The organism is Devosia sp. (assembly GCF_048261455.1).
Taxonomy (GTDB): Bacteria; Pseudomonadota; Alphaproteobacteria; order Rhizobiales; family Devosiaceae; genus Devosia_A.
Window position 1 is genome coordinate 83,443 of record NZ_JBLXGA010000013.1, and the last position, 20,582, is coordinate 104,024.

The 20,582-nt window shown below is 64.0% G+C and carries 11 protein-coding genes; 1 reads left to right on the plus strand and 10 read right to left on the minus strand.

What is annotated here, in order from left to right:
• Positions 1–5 precede the first annotated feature (5 nt).
• From ACN0TK_RS14150 to rhaS, 5 genes are all read right to left on the minus strand, one after another.
• Positions 6–1,421, minus strand: coding sequence for an MFS transporter (locus ACN0TK_RS14150; RefSeq protein WP_417310162.1), 1,416 nt, complete (start codon positions 1,419–1,421; stop codon positions 6–8).
• Between the two features lie 133 nt (positions 1,422–1,554).
• Positions 1,555–2,562, minus strand: coding sequence for an ABC transporter permease (locus ACN0TK_RS14155; protein WP_417310163.1), 1,008 nt, complete (start codon positions 2,560–2,562; stop codon positions 1,555–1,557).
• Entirely contained in the window at positions 2,559–3,536 is a 978-nt protein-coding gene (locus ACN0TK_RS14160; protein ID WP_417310164.1) for an ABC transporter permease, read from the minus strand. Before ACN0TK_RS14160 ends, ACN0TK_RS14155 begins: the two co-directional genes overlap by 4 nt.
• Positions 3,533–5,077 carry a sugar ABC transporter ATP-binding protein gene (locus ACN0TK_RS14165; protein WP_417310196.1) on the minus strand — a complete coding sequence of 515 codons (1,545 nt, stop codon included), beginning with the start codon at positions 5,075–5,077 and terminating at the stop codon, positions 3,533–3,535. The genes ACN0TK_RS14160 and ACN0TK_RS14165 overlap by 4 nt, the downstream gene beginning before the upstream one ends.
• Positions 5,078–5,151: 74 nt before the next feature.
• Positions 5,152–6,153, minus strand: a complete 1,002-nt coding sequence (gene rhaS / locus ACN0TK_RS14170; RefSeq protein ID WP_417310165.1) for a rhamnose ABC transporter substrate-binding protein — start codon at positions 6,151–6,153, stop codon at positions 5,152–5,154.
• Between the two features lie 241 nt (positions 6,154–6,394).
• On the opposite strand from rhaS, the gene glgX reads away from it, so the two are divergent.
• Positions 6,395–8,491, plus strand: coding sequence for a glycogen debranching protein GlgX (gene glgX, locus ACN0TK_RS14175; protein WP_417310166.1), 2,097 nt, complete (start codon positions 6,395–6,397; stop codon positions 8,489–8,491).
• 39 nt (positions 8,492–8,530) lie between these two features.
• Here the strand turns inward: glgX and treY are convergent, their stop codons facing one another.
• The 5 genes from treY to treS all read right to left on the minus strand — a co-directional run bounded on the left by treY (position 8,531) and on the right by treS (position 20,521).
• Positions 8,531–11,194 (minus strand): malto-oligosyltrehalose synthase, encoded by a 2,664-nt coding sequence (gene treY, locus ACN0TK_RS14180; protein WP_417310167.1) that lies wholly within the window; start codon positions 11,192–11,194, stop codon positions 8,531–8,533.
• Complete coding sequence (malQ, locus tag ACN0TK_RS14185) at positions 11,191–13,077, minus strand: 4-alpha-glucanotransferase (RefSeq protein ID WP_417310168.1); 1,887 nt, start codon at positions 13,075–13,077, stop codon at positions 11,191–11,193. Before malQ ends, treY begins: the two co-directional genes overlap by 4 nt.
• A complete protein-coding gene (gene treZ, locus ACN0TK_RS14190) occupies positions 13,074–14,933 on the minus strand; it encodes a malto-oligosyltrehalose trehalohydrolase (RefSeq protein ID WP_417310169.1) in 1,860 nt (619 codons plus the stop codon). The genes malQ and treZ overlap by 4 nt, the downstream gene beginning before the upstream one ends.
• A gap of 81 nt (positions 14,934–15,014) precedes the next feature.
• Positions 15,015–17,246: a 1,4-alpha-glucan branching protein GlgB gene (glgB, locus tag ACN0TK_RS14195; protein WP_417310170.1), complete on the minus strand. Its 2,232-nt coding sequence runs from the start codon at positions 17,244–17,246 to the stop codon at positions 15,015–15,017.
• A complete protein-coding gene (gene treS / locus ACN0TK_RS14200) occupies positions 17,243–20,521 on the minus strand; it encodes a maltose alpha-D-glucosyltransferase (protein WP_417310197.1) in 3,279 nt (1,092 codons plus the stop codon). The genes glgB and treS overlap by 4 nt, the downstream gene beginning before the upstream one ends.
• Between the last annotated feature and the right edge of the window lie 61 nt (positions 20,522–20,582).

Genomic DNA, 20,582 nt, shown 5'->3' on the forward strand with positions numbered 1-20,582 from the left:
GGCCGTCAGGCGGCGCTTGGCCGCGAATGCCCCGAAACTTCTGCCCCAGCCGCGCTTTGCAGACCCAGAAAGCGTAGCGAAGCGAGAACGACGATGCCGCCCATGATGAACAGTGTCAGCTGGAAATCGATGGTTTCCAGCGCCGGCGCGCCTCGCCACATCTGCAACAGGTTGAGGCAGCCTGCCGCGACGGCGACACCGAACACCATCGAGATCTGCTGCGACATGCTCGAAATGGTGGTCGCGGAACTGCGCTGCTCGGCCTCGACATCGGCAAAGGCCAGCGTGGCGAGCGCCGTGAACTGCATCGAGCGCGTCGCGCCCGCCAGAACCAGAATGCCGATCAGCAGCGGATAGGCAGTTCCCGCGTCCAGCAGACCGCAGGCCGCGGTGGCGAGACCGGCCAGACAGCCGTTACCGACCAAAATCGAGCGGAAACCGAAGCGCCGCAGCAGCGGCGTGGTCACGGCCTTGATGGCAAGATTGCCGAAGAAATAGGCCACCACCAGACTGCCCGATTGCAGCGGGTCCAGCCCGAACGCGACCTGGAACATCAGCGGCAGAAGGAAGGGCGTTGCGTTGATCGCCGTCCGCACCACGGCACCAGCGCCGGCATCGGTTCGCGCGAAGGTCTGGATGCGCAACGTTTGCAGGTCGAGCAGAGGATGGCGGTGCCGCAGCAGCCACATCACGGCAAGCGTGCCGGAGACGGCAGCGACCGCCACCAGGCTCAGTGCCATGCCGACCGGAAGCGTACCCTGCACCAGGGCGTCGAACCCATAGAGCAATCCGGCAAGCGTGATGGCCGTCAGGATGAAGCCCAGCGTATCAAACGGACGCTGCTTGAACTCGGTATCGACCGGCACGATGCGCGAGACGAGAACGAAGGCAAGAACGCCGAGCGGAATATTGATCCAGAAGTTCCAGTGCCATGAGGCATATTCGGTCAGAAAGCCGCCGAGCGCCGGGCCGAGCACCGGCGCGAAGAGCGCCGGCCAGATGGTGAGCCCGATGGCCGAAACGATTTCGGATTTCTTCGCGGTGCGCAAAACGATGATACGCCCCACGGGGAACAGGACGGCCCCACCCGCCCCCTGCATGGCCCGCGCCACGGCGAACTGCGTCAGATCCTTCGCCATGCCGCAGGCGAGCGAGGTCAGGGTGAACACGGCAATGGACATCAGAAACACCCGCCGTGCCCCGAAGCGGTCAGCCAGCCAGGCCGCCGAGGGAATGCAGATCGCCACGGCGAGCATGTAGATCGTGACGCCTATGCTCATGTGCAGCGTGTCGACGCTGAAGTCGCGCGCCATCTGCGGCAGCGCCGTGACGATGATCACCCCATCCAGCAATTGCATGAACAGGGCGGCAGCGACGACGAGCGCAACATTGCGCGACTGGGCGGACAGAACGGCAGGCATGCTAGTTCGAAAAGCGCGGCGCAGGACGGAGCGGAACGGTCTGCCCGCTGGGGCGGGAATGGCGATAATCTGTCACGGTTTTCGCGCCCCGCCTACTCCAAAGCGCCCTGCCCGCCTCATCAATAGGGCGCACCTAGGACGCCGTCCTTCGGGCCATGCGATAGATGATCGGCAAGGCGATGACGACGATCAGCAGCCCGCCGATGAAGATCGACATGACGATGCCGGGGACGTTGAGCAGACCGAGGCCGAAGGTCACGAGGCCCATGATGAAGGCCGCGATGACGACGCCGATGATCGAGCCAGCACCGCCCAGAATGCTGACGCCGCCGAGCACCACCATGGTGATGACCTCGAGTTCCCACCCCTGCGCGATCGCCGGGCGGGTCGACCCCAGCCGCGAGGTCAGCAGCACGGCCGCGATCCCGCTCATGGCGCCGGTGAGGCAGAACAGCACGAACTTGATTGCCCCGACCCGGACACCGGAAAAGCGTGCCGCGACCTCGTTATTGCCGATGGCAAACACGCGGCGGCCGAAACTGGTGCGGTGCAGGAGGAAGAAATAGCCGACGGCGAAGATCAGAAACAGCGTCAGCTCGAACGAGATAACCCAATAGACATAGCCCTGGCCGAAGAAGCCGAAATCCTTGGGATAGCCCTTGAACACACCGTCGCCGAGGATGATGAAGCTCAGCCCGCGGAACAGGCTCATCGTGCCGATGGTGACGACGATGGAGGGCAGCTTGAGCCCGGTCACCAGCGCGCCGTTGAAGGCGCCGCAGAGCAGCCCGGTGCCGATGCCGATGGCGACCAGCGTCGGCGTATCGGCACCATATTGCACGGCCAGCCCCATCAGCGTCGAAGCCAGCGCAATGATCGACGCGACGGAGAGGTCGATCTCGCCGGAGATGATCAGCAGCGCCATGGCGAGCGCGATGATCGCCTTTTCGGTGAAGTTGAACGTCAGATCCGACAGGCTCCACGCATTGAGGAAATAGGGTGAGGCGAAGGAGTTGACGATGAAGATCACCACCGCAACGAGCAGCAGCAGCGTTTCCCACGACAGCAGGACCGAGCGCACTCGGTTGTCGAGACGATCGGGGATGTCGCGTGCGGAGGGGGCCTGATTTTCCGTGGTCATGGCGTATCCGCCTGCTTGAGAATGATCCGGCCGCGCTGCCGCTCACCGCGCGAGTTGAAGACGACGGCAAGAAGGATGGCCGAACCGGAAATCGCCATCTGCCAGAAGGGCGAGATGCCGATCACCGGCAGGGCATTGTTGACGACGCCGAGGAACAACGCGCCCAGCACGGCGCCGACCGCGGTGCCGGTGCCGCCGGCGATCGAGATCCCGCCGATCACGCAGGCGGCGATGATGTTGAGCTCGAACCCGCCGGCCACATCGACATAGGCCACGGCATAGCGCGCGATCCACAGATAGCCCGCGAGGCCCGAGACCATGCCGGCGATGCAGAAGCCGATGAAGCGGGTGCGGCCCACATCGATGCCGGCATAGGTCGCGGCCGTCGGATTGATGCCGGTGGCGTAGAACGAGCGGCCGAGCGGCGTGCGCGTCATCAGCAGATAGAAGCCCAGCACCACGATAACGGCGATCCAGCTCAACAGCGTGATGCCGAGCACTTCGGTGCGCGGCACCGCCTTGAACGCGTCGGTCATCTGATGGGCGTTGACCCAGCTGCCGCCGGCGATGACATAGATCATGCCGCGATAGATGGTGAGCGTCCCCAGCGTGACGACGATCGGCGGAATATCGAGCTTCCACACCAATATGCCGTTGAAGGCGCCGAGCGCCGCGCCGAAGGCCGCGGCAGTCAGCATCAGCAGCGGCACCGGCATGCCCGGGAAGGCGACATTGATCAGCGCCACCAGCATGCCGCTGAGCGCCAGGTTGGCCGCCATCGACAGATCGATCGAACGGGTGAGGATCACCACCATTTGGCCCAGCGCCAGCATGATGAGGATCGAGGTGTCGTTGAAGATATTGGCAAGGCTCGCCGGCGCCAGAAAGCCCTCGGAACGGGTCGAGACGCCGAGCCCGAGAACGACGATGACGCAGGCCAGCCAGAATTCGCGGGCTCTCAGGAGTGACTTCATGCCTGTGCTCCGATGCCGGCAGCGGTCTTGACCAGCATCTCTGCGGTCAGCCCGTCGTTTTCATGTGTGGCGACGATCCGCCCCTCGCGCATAACCACGACGCGGTCGCTCATGCCCAGAATTTCCGGCAGTTCGGATGACACCATGATCACCGACAGGCCCTGGCTGACCAGTTCGCCCATGAACTGGTGGACGGCGGCCTTGGAGCCGATGTCGATGCCCTTGGTCGGCTCGTCGAGAATGATCACGCGCGGGCTGGTCGCCAGCCACTTGGCGATCACAACCTTCTGCTGATTGCCGCCCGAGAGGGTCCCGACGTCCTGGCTCAGCGACGCCGCACGCAGATCGAGCCGCTTGGTAAAGGTCCGGGCCAGCGCGAACTCCTCGCGCAATTGCAGCACACCGGAGGTGCTGGTGCGCCTGAGTGACGGCAGCGAGACGTTCTGGAAGATCGGCAGGCCGATCACCACGCCCTGCTTGCCGCGCTCTTCGGGCACATAGACGATGCCGGCGTTGACGGCATCGGCGGGCGATTTCGGCGCGATGGCATCGCCGCCGAGCGCGATGGTGCCGCCAGAGGGCTGAGTAATGCCGAAGAGCGCCTGCATCACCTCGGACCGGCCCGCGCCCACGAGACCGTAAAAGCCGAGGATTTCGCCCTCGTTCAGCGTGAAGCTGATGTCGGCGAATTCGGTGGGATGCGACAGCCCGCTGACCTCGAGCAGCGGGGCGCCACTGCGTTTTTCATGGCGCGGGAAGATCTGGTCGACCGAGCGGCCGACCATCATCTTCACGATCTCGTCCTGCGGCGTGTCTGCGAGCAGGCCGTCGCCGACCATCTCGCCATCGCGGAACACGGTGTAGCGATCGGCAATGCGATAGATTTCGTCGAACTTGTGGGTGATGAACAGGACCGCCTTGCCTTCCTGCTTGAGCAGCTCGATGAGGACGAACAGGTCCTCGATCTCCTTGTAGGAGAGCGCCGCGGTCGGTTCGTCCATGATCACCACATCGGCATCGATCGACATGGCGCGCGCCACACCGACCAGATGCTTGTTGGCGATGCTCAATTCCTTGAGGCGGGTATTGGGATGGATATGGCCGGCGCCCATGCCGTCGAGCACGGTCTTGGCCTCGCGTCGCATCGTCGCCCAGTCGATAGTTCGGAACCGGGTGCGCGGCGCGTGTCCCAGATAGATGTTCTCGGCCACCGAAAGTTCGTCGAACAGCACGGTTTCCTGATGGATGGCGGTGATGCCGGCTTCGAAGGCGTGATGCGCCGTATCGAGCTTTACCGGCGTCCCGCGGACCGCGATCTCGCCCGCATCGGGCTGATAGATGCCGGTCAGGATCTTGACGAGGGTGGACTTGCCCGCGCCGTTCTCGCCGATCAGCGCAGTGACCTGGCCCGGATAGAGGGACAGCGACACATCATGCAGGGCCCTCACGCCCGGAAAATGCTTGGAGACGCCCCGCAGCGTAAGCACGGGCGTCGTGCCCGCAGCTGCGCTGGGCGCGGTAGTGGTCTTGGGATCGAGCATAACTGGCCCAGTCATCCGGTCTGGAATAAGGGAGCCGGCAGCGAGAGCCGCCGGCCCCGTAAGGACGGATCGACTTAGAAAATCGACGAGAAATCGTCGATGTTCGAAGCGTCATAGGTGAACGGGTCACTCATGGCGGCCGAATTGTTGTCGTCGAGCGTGATCGTGCCGACGCGGCCGATCGGGATTTCCGCACCCGGCTCGGCGGTCACGTCGCCCTTGAGCAGGTGATAAGCGATCATCGTGGCCGAATAGCCGAGGTCGATCGGGTTCCAGATGGCGAAGGACTGCGAGGCGCCAGACTTGACGTGCGCAGCCATTTCCGACGGCAGACCCAGACCGGTGACATTGATCTTGCCGATGAGACCGGCGTCTTCGACGGCCTGCGCCGCAGCGACGATACCAACGGAGGTCGGCGCCGAGATGGCAGCGAGATCCGGGTAGGACGAGATCAGGCCCTGGGCTTCGCGGTAGGACTTGTCGAACAGGTCATCGCCATAGACGGTCGCGACCACTTCAACGCCGGGGAACTCGTCGTAGTGTTCCTTGGCGGCGGCGAGCCAGGCGTTCTGGTTGGTGGCGGTTGCCGTACCCGACAGAAACGCGATCTTGCCCTCGCCATTCGGCAGGTGGTCGGCGGCCAGCTTGACGATGGTCTTGCCGATCAGATCGATCGACGAGGGGTCGAGCTGCACGTCGCGGCCTTCCGGCGCGACGCCGGAGTCGAAGGACACCACCGTGATGCCGCGCTGCTGCGCCTTCTGCAGGGACGGCACGAGCGCGTCGGGGTCATTGGCGGAGATGACGATGGCATCGACCTGCTGGGCGACCAGCGTGTTGATCACCTCGATCTGACCTTCGGCGGTCGGCTCGGTCGGGCCGGTGAAGATGATCTCGACATCGCCGAGTTCCTCGGCCGCCTCTTCAGCGCCCTTGCCCGCCGCAACGAAGAAACCGTTGCCGATATCCTTGGCAACGACGGCGATACGGGTCTGCGCAAAGCTCACCGCCGTAGTGGCGGTCAAGGCGAGCGCGGCCACGGCTGCGCCGAGGCCCAAAGTCCTGATTAGTTTCATAACATCCTCCCTGATGATATACTAACATGTTAGCATTTCAGTGCGGGTGATGTCGAGCGGTTTTGAGTTTTGCAGGGTCACGGACGGTCAGAACTATCTGAAACCGCAAATTGCTGCGCAGACCTGACGGTTCAGTGTGAAAGAGTATGCATTCGACCCCTGCGCTCAGCGCAGGCAGCCTTCGCGGCTATTGCGCGTTGACAGTCGGGCGATTGCCATCGCCTAGTCCTGTCTCCCCAGCATGAGTAATCCCTTGCCCAACAGATCAAGCCTTCACCGTGAAGTCCTTCCCGGCGACTATCGCACACTCGGGGCGACCTGGGATGGAAATGGCACCAATTTCGCACTGTTCTCGGCGCACGCCGAACGTGTCGAGTTGTGCTTGTTCGAACGCAACGGCCGCTCGGAAGTGCAACGCATCACCCTGCCCGAATATACCAACGAGGTCTGGCACGGCTATGTGCCCGGCGTCGGACCGGGACAGCTCTACGGTTATCGCGTGCATGGGGCGTTCGACCCGGGCAATGGCCACCGCTTCAATCCCAACAAGCTGCTGCTCGACCCCTATGCCAAGGAACTGGTCGGCGATTTCAAATGGTCGCGTGCGCATTTCGGCTACGACCTGAAGTCGGACCAGACGGACCTTACGTTTTCCAAGCGCGACAGCGCATCTGTCATGCCCAAGTGCCGCGTGATCGACCCCAACGCCTATGACTGGCAGGGCGACACCAAGCCCAACACCGACTGGGCCGACACGATCTTCTACGAATCCCACGTCAAGGGCATGACGAAACTGCATCCGGCCATTCCGGAGCATCTGCGCGGCACCTTCGAAGGCCTGGGGAACAAGGCCATCGTCGACTATGTGAAGAGCCTCGGCATCACCTCGATCGAACTGCTGCCGATCCACTCCTTCACCGATGACGAGTTTCTGCAGGCCAAGGGGCTGCACAATTACTGGGGCTATAATTCCATCGGCTTCTTCTCGCCGGTGCAGCGCTATTACGGCCCGAATGGTCTGAACGGCTTCCGCGACATGGTGCGCGCTTTCCATGATGGCGGCATCGAGGTGATCCTCGACGTGGTCTACAACCACACCGCCGAAGGCAATGAGCTGGGCCCGACCCTGTCGTTCAAGGGCATCGACAATTTCTCCTACTACCGCACGATGCCGGGCAATTCGCGCTACTACATCAACGACACCGGCACCGGGAACACGGTGAACACCAGCCATCCGCGCGTCCTGCAGATGGTGACGGATTCGCTGCGCTACTGGGCGACCGAGATGCATATCGACGGCTTCCGCTTCGATCTCGGCACCATCCTGGGACGCGAGCCCGAAGGGTTCGACCAGCGCGGCGGCTTCTTCGACGCCGTCGGTCAGGACCCGGTGCTGTCGCAGGTCAAGCTGGTAGGCGAGCCCTGGGACATCGGCCCCGGCGGCTATCAGGTCGGCGGCTTTCCGCCGGGCTGGGCCGAATGGAACGACAAGTATCGCGACGGCATGCGCGACTACTGGAAGGACAACGAGCATTCGGCAGGCGAATTCGCCGCCCGCTTTACGGGCTCCGGAGATGTCTATGACCTGCGCGGCCGCCGCCCCTGGGCGGGCGTCAACTTCATAACGGCCCACGACGGCTTCACCCTAAACGACGTCGTTTCCTACAACGACAAGCACAATGATGCGAACGGCGAGGGCAATAACGACGGGCACAACGACAACCGCAGCGCCAATTATGGCGCCGAGGGCCCGACGGACGACCAGGCGATCATGGACATCCGCAATCGCCAGAAGCGTAACTTCATGGCGACCCTGCTGCTCTCGCACGGCACGCCGATGATCCTTGCCGGTGACGAATTCGGCCGCACCCAGCATGGCAACAACAATGGCTATTGCCAGGACAGCGAGATCAGTTGGATACACTGGGAGAACCAGAGCCCCGAGGATATCGCGCTCACCGAGTTCACGCGGCGGCTGATTGCCCTGCGCAAGCAGCAGCCGCTGCTCAATCGCACGAGCTTCCGGGATGGCATGGCCATCACCTGGCTCAATCCGGGTGGCGGCGAGCAGCAGGCCGAGCATTGGCAGGACGCCGGCGCGACCAGCATCGGCCTGAGGATTTCGCGGGACGACCTGCAGGGGCAAGACGGCATCTGGCCAGAGGTACTGCTGCTGTTCAACCCCTATCACGAGACGGTCGATTTCCACCTGCCGGCGCGCGACGGGCGTGGCTGGACGCTGATGATCAACACTGCCGACCTCGATGCGGCGCCTAGCGATCTGCCCGAAGAGCATACGCTGCCGCTGATCGGCCGCTCGATGACCCTGTTGGTCTGAGTGATGCTCGGGGTGCGCCGCTGGCGCATCCCGACACGTCTAGCGCGACATCAACAGCGCGACCGGCACGTCGGCTAGAAGGTCTGCGACCGGCACCCGGCCCTGCCACCGCACTTCGCCATCGGCGAAGACATTCCGAAGCGCCCCGGATTCATCCGGCAACATCACCGCCGTGTCGCCCCATTGCCCCGCAGGAATGCTCAGGCCGTCGCCCTCCTTCAGCAGATCGAAGGTCCAGCGCGGCGCGATAATCATGGCGCTCCCTGAACCCTGTCGCCGGGCGAACGCGATGACATGCTGGCTACGGTCACCGGTGACCTCCAGCGGGTGATATTGGCCGTGCGTGAACAGCTGAGGATATTCTGAACGCGCCGCCAGCCCCCGGTGCAGCAGTGCCTGCTTGATCCGACCGTCGTGCCAGCCTTCGACCAGCGCCGACATTGGCATATCGGGGATGGCCGCGAGATTGCGGGCATGGCTGTCGAAATCGACGGGCCGCCGGTTGTCGGGATCGACGAGGCTGAAGTCCCAGCCTTCGGTGCCCTGATAGATATCCGGGATGCCTGGCGCGGTGAGCTTGAGGACGGTCTGGGTGAGACTGTTCAGCGCCCCGGCCCGCATGAAGGGCTGCAGCGCTTCTGCGAAATCGGCGAAGAAGGCCGCATTCTGCGCGTCGAACAGCCCGGCACCGAACGCGTCGATGATCTCTTCATAGCCTTCGTCGATATCGACCCAGTTGGTAAACTGCTTGGCCTCGCGCACGACCTTGGTGAGATAGGGCAGAAAGCGGGGCCGCAGATCGTCCAAGATTGCCGAGATTTCGGCAGCAGAATCGAGCGGCCAGATGCCGGCGAGCGCCTGATAGACCAGCCATTCGAGCTCGGCAGATGGTGTCGGCGCGCCTGCGAAATCCTTGACCAGCCCGGCGTTCATCTCGCGCCAGCGCGCCACTCTTTCGGCCCAGAGCGCCGGTGCTTCACTGAGCGCATAAAGCCGCGCACGGGCATCCTCACCCCGCTTGGTGTCATGCGTCGAGGTCGCGAGCAGGCCCTCCGGCTGCGCCGTTACCCGGGCCGCCATGGTGTCGTGGAAGGAAGACAGCGGCCGACCGAAACTCTGCGGGTCACCGCCGACCTCATTGAGCGCCAGCAGCCGGTTGCGCCGATAGAACAGTGTATCTTCGAGCGCCTTGGCCATGATCGGACCGCTGAGCTGCTGGAAGCGCACGGTGAAATCGAGCGCCGCGCCCTTCGCGGAAACGCTGACCTCGAGCTTCAGCAGGCTGACGATGAAACCGATCGCCTCGGCGCAATCGGGTAGCTGTTCGGTGGCGTCCGCAGCGATCTCGGCAAGCAGCGCCTGATCGGCCTGCGACTGGCCTTCGGCATTGCCATAGGTGCGGTAGACCGGAAAGGCGGTGATCAGCGCCGCCATGGCACTGCGCAGATCCGGCGCGGTCAGCGCAAGCTGCTCCAAGTCGGCCAGTGCCGCCGCGCGATCGGTGAGCCCGGTCATTTCGGTTTCGAAATTGACGGCCAGCATCTGCTGCTTGGCCTGCCGCCGCTCCGCGTCGAGATCGACCCGCGTCTTGATAGATGCGCTGTAGCAGTCCTCGAAGGCATCTGCCTGACGCTGATCGACAAGAACACCGGCCAGCGCGTCGATGAACTCATAGCCCGTGGTGCCTTCGATAGCCCAGTCCTCGGGCAGGGTCTCGCTGCTTTCAAGGATCTTTTCGACCACCAGCCAGGTGTCGCCGATGCGACTGCGCAACTGCTTCAGATACCCACCGGGGTCGGCGAGACCATCGACATGGTCGATGCGCAGCGCGTCCAGCGTGCCGTCTGCGACGAGGTCCAGTGTCTTACGGTGCACGTCCTCGAAGACGGCCAGATCTTCGACGCGCACGCCGGCGAGCCCGGTCACCTCGAAGAAGCGCCGATAGGAAAGGTGACTGCGCGCCTCGCGCCAATAGTTCAGCCGCCACCGCTGCGCCTCATGCACGGCAGCCAACAGACCCGGGGTCTTTGCCCGCTCTGCCACCGCTGCTTCGAGGGTCTCGCGGGTGTCCCCGGTCAGCGTCGCGAGAATACCGGCATGGAAGGCATCGGCCCCTCCGGGCTGGGCCGCCTCGGCCCGCGATGCGATTTCCCGGGACGCGGGGTGCGTGACTTCACCCAGCACCATGCCGTAGGAAGATGGGTGCAGCGGCACGATCGTTTCGTAATATTTGAGCCCGAGCACGCCACGCTCCGTGTCGAACCCGAAGGACAGCTCGCCCGCCGCGAGGCAATCGGCGAACGGCTGGCCGAGAAACGGCAGTGTCAGCGGCTCGCGCCAGTCGATATCGAAATGCCGCGCATAGGGGCTGTCGGCACCCCACTCGACCACGCTGTGCCACCACGCATTGGCGAAGTCTGCCGCCATATGGTTGGGGACGATATCGAGCATCAGCCCCAGACCGGCGGCCTTGAGCGCCGCCGAGAGTTCGGCGAAGCCGGTGTCACCGCCGAGTTCGGGGTCGAAGTGATTGTGGTCGGTGACGTCATAGCCATGCGTCGAGCCGGGTGTCGCCACGTAGATCGGCGAGGCATAGAAATGGCTGGCGCCCAGCGCCTTGATATAGGGCACGAGCCGGAGCGCTTCGGCGAACCCCATGCCGTTGCGGAACTGCACCCGATAGGTGGCGGTGGGCGTGGTCATGACTGTCTCGGCCGATCTGCCGCCATGGCCGACGTGACCGTGCGGAACAGCGGCAGGCTGCCGATGTCCTCGATGGTGACCGCCAGCTTGCGCTTCCAGTTCGGGTAATCGTCAACCGTGCCTGGCAGGTTGACCGGCAGGGTTTCGCCGACCAGATCCTCGATCCGCACCGCCAGCATGCGGCAGGCGCCGCGCGACAGGAAGCGATGAATGGCAACGACCAGCGAGGCCGGCAATGGCGCATCGGGATTGCCGCCTGCCGCCGAGGCTTCGGCGCTTTCATCGGCGCTCAGCAGCTTGAGCCAGACCAGATGGTCGAGCAGTTGCGCCCGCTCGATAACGCGCAGCTCGGATTGTGTCCTGGCAGCCTCGGCGTCGATCAGGCCGTAGCGGAGACGAAGTGCCACGTCGGCGGCGCGCCACCAGCCATCGATGGTCGGCAGATCATGCGTTGCCACACAGGCCAGCGCTTCGCGGGGGTAGTCTAGCGCCGACACGAACCCATCGTCTTTCCGCTCGAAATAGAGGATGCGGTAGGAGAGCAGCCGGATGTCGGCCATCAGGTCGCGGAACCCTTCGGGCACATAGCCGAGGTCCTCGCCGATCACCACCGTGCCATAACGATGCGAGGTGTCAGCCAGCGCCTGAACGAGCTGCGGCGTGGGATAGCGCACATAGGCGCCCGCCGCCGGCGAGGCATCCTCGGGCACCAGGAACAGCTGGCGGATGCCCATGGCGTGGTCGATGCGCAGCGCCCCGCAATAGCGCATGGAGCTGGCGATCATCTCGCCATAGGCCTCGTCGGGGGCGGCGCGCAGCGCGGTCGGCGACAGCGGCGCGATGGCCCAGTCCTGCCCGGTGCTGGAGAAATAGTCGGGCGGCGCGCCAATATGAACGCCGCGCATGGCGAGCGCCGGCGCGCCCCAGGTAGCCGAGCCGTCCGGCGCTTCGCCGACGGCAAAATCGAGATAGAGCCCGATGCGCATGCCGCAGGCCTTGGCATGGGCCTGCGCCGCGCTCAGCTGCACACTCGCCAGCCATTGCAGCCAGAGGTGAAACTGCACGTCGTCGGCATGTGCCTCGGCAAAGGCGGCAACCTCGGTGCCCTCGACATCCTGCAGGGCCTCGGGCCACTCGTCCCAGCGGCTGCGCAGACCCTTCGTGGCCATCTCGGCGGCCAGCGCCTCGAACAAAGCATGCCGGCGCAAAGACTCGCCGCCCGCGGTAACGAAGGCATCGAAGGCCGACGGCGCATAGTCGGGCGGATTGGCCTCCGACGCCTGCCACACGGGCCAGAGCTTGCGCAGGGCATCGAGCTTGAGCGCGGCGACGGCGATATAGTCGACCAGTTCGGCATCGCGCGCTGCAGCGATGCCGGCAACGTCGCCCATGTCGGGGCGATAGCCGGGCACCTGATCGACGGCGATATAGATCGGGTTGAGGTGCCTGCGGGTCGAGGGGAAGAACGGGCTGCGCCGGTCCGGCTCGGACATGAAGATGGCGTGGAGCGGATTGGTGCCGAGGAAATCTGCACCGGTTGCGGCACTGGTTTCGGCCATCGCCGCGAGATCGGCAAAGTCGCCGATGCCCCAGTTGCGCGCCGAGCGCAGCGCATAGACCTGCAGCGCCACGCCCCAGCAATTGCCGGTCTCGAGCCAGTCGGGAATGTAGCACTGCGCCGGGGTCCAGCCGGACTCGTCGGGGAGCGGCGCGACGCTCGTCAGCGATTTGGCGGCGGCGGCATCGTCGCCGGCCTCCAGCCCCATCGCCGCAAGGATCGCCACCTTGCTGGCGTCCGGCACTTTATGGTCGACCCCGTCGAGCCCGGTGTATCGGATCGCCACGCCGCAGCGGGTGGCAAGGGCATCGAGGGTTTCGCTCATGATTGGGACGCCGTGGCCTGATGTGAAGCTGAGAGGGTGACGACAATGGCATGGCCGGGGAGGCAACTCTCCGCGGCGTGGCGCGTCTCGGCCTCGAGCGAAGCGTAGATCACCTCGCCTGCTGGAAGGGTGATTTCGCGCGGCTCGTCGTCGAAATTGGCGGTCATGTGCAGCACAGTGTCACCGAGCTGCCAGGATACGGCGATCTTGCCATCCTCGGCCGTCTCGATATGCCCTGCTCCGCCGCGCGCCGCAGCGAGCAAGGGGACGATCCGCTGCTGGCGCAGCTGCAGCAGGTGTTTTGTGAACCCCAGCCAGTCCTGGCCGTGCTCGCTGTCGACGCAGTCCCAGTTGAGTTTGGAGGCCTCGAACGTGCCCGGCGCATTGGGATCCGGCACATGGCGCAGCGCATCTTCGTCGTTGTGGAAGGCGCCGAAGCTGGCGAACTCGCGGCGCCGGCCCTCGCGCACCGCGTCCGCCAGCTCGCCGTGGAAATCGGTGAAGAAGGTGAAGGGACGGGTCTCGCCATATTCCTCGCCCATGAACAGCAGCGGGATATGCGGCGACAGCAGCAGCATCGCCATCATCGAGCGCACCATGCTGTCTTCGGCAAGGTCGATCAGCCGCTCGCCGAAGGCGCGGTTGCCAACCTGGTCGTGGTTCTGGATGAAATCGACGAAGGCCGTCGGGGGCAGATGCCCACTCGGTACGCCGCGGGGTGTGTTGCCGCCGAAGGGCGTCGGTTCGCCCTGATAGGCAAAGCCCTCCGCAAGGCAGCGCGCCAGCTTCCACCAGTGCTTGTCGACGAAGTCAGCGTAATAACCTTCGGTCTCGCCGGTCGCGATGGCATGGGCGACATTGTGCAGATCGTCATTCCACTCACCGGAAAACAGCGGCATGCCGCCATCGGCATCCCGCTCGTGCAGCCGGGTGATATTGCGGTTGTCCTCGGTGGTCAGATGCAAAGCGCGGTCTGGATAGCGGGCCCGGATGGTCTGGGCCATCTCGACCAGGATTTCCGGATCCGACTCCGCGTCGTGGATATGGTCGACGGCATCGAACCGCAGCCCGTCGAGGTGGAATTCCTCGAGCCAGTAGAGCGCGTTTTCAATGAAGAACTGCCGCACGGGCGGCTTTTGATAGGCGATGGCGTCGCCCCATGGGGTGTGTCGTTCACCGTCGAAGAAGTCCGGCGCATAAAGCGACAGATAGTTCCCGTCCGGGCCGAAGTGATTGTAGATCACGTCGAGCACCACATTGAGCCCCAGCCCATGCGCGGCGTCGATGAAGGCCTTCATGTCCTCGGGCGTGCCATAGGGGCGATGCGGCGCGTAGATCAGCACGCCGTCATAGCCCCAGCCGCGCTCGCCGCCGAACTGCCCAACGGGCATGAGTTCGACCGTGGTGATGCCGAGCTGTGCCAGGTAGTCGAGCTTTTCAATCGCCGCCCGGAACGTGCCCTCGGGCGTGAACGTGCCGATGTGCAATTCGTAGTAAACGGTTTCTTCCCATGGCCGCGCCCGCCAGTCGGGATGCTGCCAGCGATAGGCACGTGGATCGACGACGATCGAGGGGCCATGCACATCGCCCTGCTGCGCCCGCGCCGCCGGATCGGGCACGACCGTTCCGTCCTCGAGCACGTAGCAATAGGCTGTCCCCGGACCAGCGCCCTCGACGATCCGCTCGCACCAGCCGTCGGCTGCCTCGGGCATGTCGAGATCCTGCCCATCAAGCCGCAGCCTGACCGCCTGGCCGCCCTTGCTCCACAGCCGGAACCGAACGCGGTTTCCGTCGAGCACCTCCGCGCCCCAATGCATGGTTGCAGCACGCGTCGTCTCGGAACCGGTAGCGCTCATAGTATATCCAGACAGTATCAATGCGTCATCGACAGGCCCGTATGGTGGAACGGACCTGTCGTCATAAGCAAGCGGAGAGGCTCAGTCGTCGGGGGCGAGAATGACCGTGCCGAGCGGCGGCAGCGTCAAGCGCAGCGACGCCGGGCGACCGTGACAGCCTTCGTCGAGCGCGTTGAGATAGCCGCCATTGCCGGCGTTCGAGCCGCCATAGATTTCGGAGTCGGTGTTGAGCAGCTCGCGCCACTTGCCACCCACCGGCACGCCGATCTGATAATCGCTGCGCACCACCGGCGTCATGTTGCACACGACAACGACCGGCCGTGCGCCGTCCTTGCCCTTGCGCAGATAGACGAAGACGCTGCTTTCCGCATCGCTGGTATCGATCCACTCGAACCCCGCCGGATCGCAATCAAGCTCATGCAGCGCCGGCTCGTCGCGATAGAGGTGATTGAGGTCACGCACCAGCGATTTCAGCCCGCCATGCATCGGGTCGTCGAGCAGATGCCAATCGAGCGACTGATCGTGGTTCCACTCGCGCTCCTGGCCGAACTCCTGGCCCATGAACAGCAGCTTCTTGCCCGGATGGGTCCACATGAAGCCGTAGTAGGCGCGCAGGTTGGCGAACTTCTGCCATCGGTCCCCCGGCATCTTGCCGAGCATCGAGCCCTTGCCGTGCACCACCTCGTCGTGGCTGATCGGCAGGACGAAGTTTTCCGAGAAGGCATAGACCAGGCCGAAGGTCATCTGATCGTGGTGGTATTGGCGGTGGATCGGGTCGGTCTGCATGTACTGCAGCGTGTCGTGCATCCAGCCCATGTTCCACTTGTAACCAAAGCCCAGTCCACCCATGTCGACCGGCCGGCTGACCTGCGGCCAGGAGGTCGATTCCTCGGCAATGGTCTGGATGCCGGGGTGGCGCTCGTAGAGCAGCGTATTGGCTTCGCGCAGGAAGGCCACGGCCTCGAGATTTTCCCGGCCGCCATGGCGATTGGGAACCCACTCGCCCTCCTTGCGGCTGTAGTCGAGATAGATCATCGAGGCGACGGCATCCACGCGCAGGCAGTCGATGTGGTAGCGGTCGACCCAGAACAGCGCATTGGCGACGAGGAAGTTCAGCACCTCGTTGCGCCCGAAATTATAGATCAGCGTGTTCCAGTCATTGTGGTAGCCGAGCCGCGGATCCTCGTGCTCGTAGAGCGCCGTGCCATCGAAGCGCACCAGACCATGGGCGTCGGACGGGAAATGCGCCGGCACCCAATCCATGATGACACCGATATCGGCCTGATGCAGACGGTCCACCAGCTTGGCGAAGTCCTCCGGCGAGCCGAAACGGCTGGTCGGCGCGAACAGCCCGATCGGCTGATAGCCCCATGACCCGGCGAAGGGATGCTCGGTAACCGGCATCATTTCGACATGGGTGAAGCCCATTTCCTGGACATAGGGGATCAGCTGGTCGGCGATCGCATTGTAGTCGAGCACCTCGGCATTGCCGCCGGTGCGCCACGAGCCCAGATGCAGCTCGTAGATCGACATCGGCGCCGACAGCGACTGCCGATCCTTGCGGCTCTCGATCCAATTGGAGTCGTTCCACTCCTGCTTGGGCAAGCCATGCACGATGGACGCCGTGGCCGGCGCCTGCTCCTGATAAAAGGAGACCGGGTCGGCTTTCAGCGGCAGGCGCTCGCCATGCGCGCCGATGACTTCGTATTTATAGGTTATGCCGCTTTCCAGCGCCGGCACGAACAGTTCCCACACGCCGACGCCGATGCGCTTGCGCATGGGGTGCCGCCGCCCGTCCCAGGCATTGAAATCGCCGACGACGCTGACGCGCTGGGCGTTCGGCGCCCAGACGGAAAAGGCGACGCCCTCGACACCCGCGAGGGCCATCGGATGCGCGCCGAGCTTTTCATACTGGTCGCGGTGCTTGCCTTCGCCGAGCAGATATTCGTCGAGCTCACCCAGGATGCCGGGGAAGCTGTAGGGGTCGTCGATGACCCAGCTATCGGCGCCGGAGGTCAGTCGCAGCTTGTAGGCGAACCGTTCGGTGCGATCGCCGATATAGCCCGAGAAAAAGCCCTCGGGATGGATGCGGACGAGCCGCGCCGCCACTTCGCCGGTCTTGGTGTCGATCACCTCGATATCGGTCGCCTGCGGCGTGAACGTATTGACTGCCACTGGGGCGCCGTCGCCACCCTGCATGCCGAGCACGACGAATGGATTGCCGTGCCGACCGGCGACGATCGCCTCGACATCGGAGGCATAGGCGGCGGGACCGGGATCCGGTTTTGCCATCTTCTGTGTCGCTGGGGTCATGATTTGCCTTCTCGTGTGAGTAGGTCGCGGATACCCCTGAGCGGGATGTCCACCCAGTCCGGCCGGTTGGCCAGTTCGTAGCCGACCTCATAGATCGCCTTTTGCAGGATCAGCAGGTCGGTCAGCGCTTCGGTAAAGGCGTCGGTTGGTGAAGAAGCGGCGTCGCCATCGAAATGTTCCCGATAGGCAGCCATGAAGTCATCGCACACCTTCTGCCGCCACGTCTCAACGCGCGCGGCGCTCGCCTCATCGGCGGTGCCACTCATCGCCTCGAGACGGTTGAGTGCGGTATAGGCGGCGTAGTCGAACGAGCGCAGCATGCCGGCCACATCGCGCAGCGGCGAGGATTTCGCCCGGCGCTCTGCGAGGCTGCGCTTGGGCTCGCCCTCGAAGTCGATGATCATCACATCGCTTTGCGCCACCAGCACCTGACCGAGATGATAGTCGCCATGGATGCGCGACATCTTTCCGGTCGGCTTGAGCTTGGTTGCCGCCTTCAGCCGCTCGGTGAGCGCGCTCTTGTGTTCGACGACAGCATCGACGAGTTCCTGCGCTTCGGCAGACAGCTTGTCGCGACCCGCCTTCAGACGCTTCAGCATCTCGGCGGCTTCGGCCTGGGTTTCTTCCGACCAGGCCTTCACCGTCTCTGGCGTCAGTTCTTCGACGGCGAAATCCGGATCGTCGCTCGGCGTCGCCAACGCGCTGTGCAGTTCTGCGGTGCGCTTGCCCAGGAGCCCGCCCATGTCGAGCAGGTAGCCGAAGGACTCACTGTCCTGCTCGTCGGACGGCTCTGCGGTTTCCTGCTGCTGCAGGACCTGCTGTTCGAGATCGAGCAGCAGCGCGTCGGTGATGACGCTCCACGCATCGCCCTGATTGGGGACGAAGGCAAAGGCGGCGGCGAGCGTTGTCGGCTCCGCGTCGCTCTGGCGATATTCGATGGCGCCGAGAAACGCCGGAGTGTTCTCAAAGTTCGCCACTTCGGTAAGGAAACGCGCCACCTCGACATCGGGCTGCTCGCCGACCCGCAGTCGGCGATAAAGCTTGAGGATGATCTTGTCGCCATAAGCGATCGACACATTGGATTGCTCGACGCCGAGCGGCCGCGGCTCGCCCAGATCCTCGTCGATATCGGCCAATAGCGAGCCGCTTTCGAACACGACTTCGCCACCGGTCGCGGAAACGCTGCCGCCCTCGCGCAGCTTGGTGATGAGCGCAGCCGCCAACTGCTCATCGAAGACACCATCGATCAGCGCGCCGACCTTGGCGTTGCGGCGCACTTTGGCCAGCGTATAGCTGAGCTTGGGTGCACCCATCTGCAAGTTTTCCTCGCCCCAGCGTGCCGAAAACGGCAGCAGATAGCGCTGCGTTTCACCCGCGACGGCGACGTCGATCACCGCCAGCGCGTGCTCGGATTTGATCAGCTCGGCCAGAGGCGTCAGCGTGACGCTTTCGATCGCGTCGTCCTTGGCGCCGAACCAGCGCTGCAGCGGCAGGAACTGCGGCAGCACATCGGCTTCGAGCTGTTTTTTCTCGCGTCCGGTCAGCGCCGTCATGACGGAGCCGTCACGGGTCGTGAGCGTGATGAATTCGGGGAGCATCTCTGGCATCTCCTCGTGCCACTCCGGCCCCTGCTCGTCGTCGGTCAAAAGGAACCAGAAAAAGCCGAAGGCCGGCAGGGTGACGAGGTATGGCAGGTCGCCGATGGGCGGAAAGACCGACCGGCCGGTGAGTTCGACAGGTACCGTGCCCTTGAACCGCGACAGGTCGATCTCGACCGCCTGGGCGCTTCGGGACAGGTTGGCGACACACAGAACACGCTCGCCCTCGAGTTCGCGCACATAGGCCAGCACTTTGCGGTTGCGCGGATAGAGCAGCGTCATCTCGCCCCGGCCGAAGGCGGGGTGTTGCTTGCGCACGGAGATCATCCGCCGCATCCAGTTGAGCAGCGAGGACGGGTCGCCCTGCTGGGTTTCGACATTGATCGCCTGGAAGCCGTAGACCGGATCCTGGATCGTCGGCAGGTAGAGCTGCTGCGGATTGGCGCGAGAGAAATCGGCGTTCCGGTCGGCCGACCACTGCATCGGCGTGCGCACACCGTCGCGGTCGCCGAGATAGTAATTGTCGCCCATGCCGATTTCGTCGCCGTAATACATGATCGGCGTACCGGGCATGGAGAGCAGCAGCGAGTTCAACAATTCGATCTTGCGCCGGTCGTTCTGCATCAGCGGCGCGAGGCGCCGGCGGATGCCGAGATTGATGCGCGCGCGGCGATCTGCGGCATACGTGCTCCACAGGTAATCGCGCTCCTGGTCGGTCACCATTTCGAGCGTCAGCTCGTCATGGTTGCGCAGGAAGATGCCCCACTGGCAGCCGTCCGGGATCTCCGGCGTCTGGCGGATGATGTCGGTGATCGGGTGCCGGTCTTCCTGGGCCAGCGACATGTACATGCGCGGCATCAGCGGAAAGTGGAAGCCCATGTGGCACTCGTCGCCCTCGCCGAAATAGGGGCGGGTGTCTTCGGGCCACTGATTGGCCTCGGCGAGCAGCATGCGATCCGGATAGCCCTTGTCGAGCTCGGCCCGGATGACCTTCAGCACGTCGTGGGTTTCGGGCAGATTCTCGTTGTTGGTGCCCTCGCGCTCGACCAGATAGGGAATGGCGTCGAGCCGCAGCCCGTCGACCCCCATGTCGAGCCACATGCGCATGACCTTGAGCACTTCCTCGATGACGCGCGGATTGTCGAAGTTCAGGTCGGGCTGGTGCGAATAGAAGCGGTGCCAGTAATAGGCGCCGGCCTCGGCATCCCAGGTCCAGTTGGACTTTTCGGTATCGGTGAAGATGATCCGGGTCTCGGGGAACTTGGTGTCGGTGTCGCTCCACACGTAAAAGTCGCGCGCCGCCGAACCGGGCTTCGCTTTCCGCGCCTTCTGGAACCACGGATGCTGGTCGGATGTGTGGTTGATGACCAGCTCGGTGATGACCCGCAGCCCGCGCTTGTGGGCCTCGACGACGCAGGCCTTGAAGTCTTTCATCGAGCCATAGGCGGGATTGATCGAGCGATAGTCGGAAATGTCATAGCCATCGTCGCGCAGCGGCGAAGGATAGAACGGCATCAGCCAGATCGCCGTCGCGCCGAGGTTCTGCACGTGATCGAGGCGCTGCATCAGCCCCTTGAAGTCACCGATGCCGTCGCCATTGGCGTCCTGGAACGCCTTGACGTGCAGCTGGTAGATGATGGCGTCGCGATACCATTGGGTATCGGAGCGATCGATGATGCCGTCGGTGCGCGAGGCGCGGGCCTTGCTGGCGGTGTCCGGAGTGTCTTTGAGCAGCTTG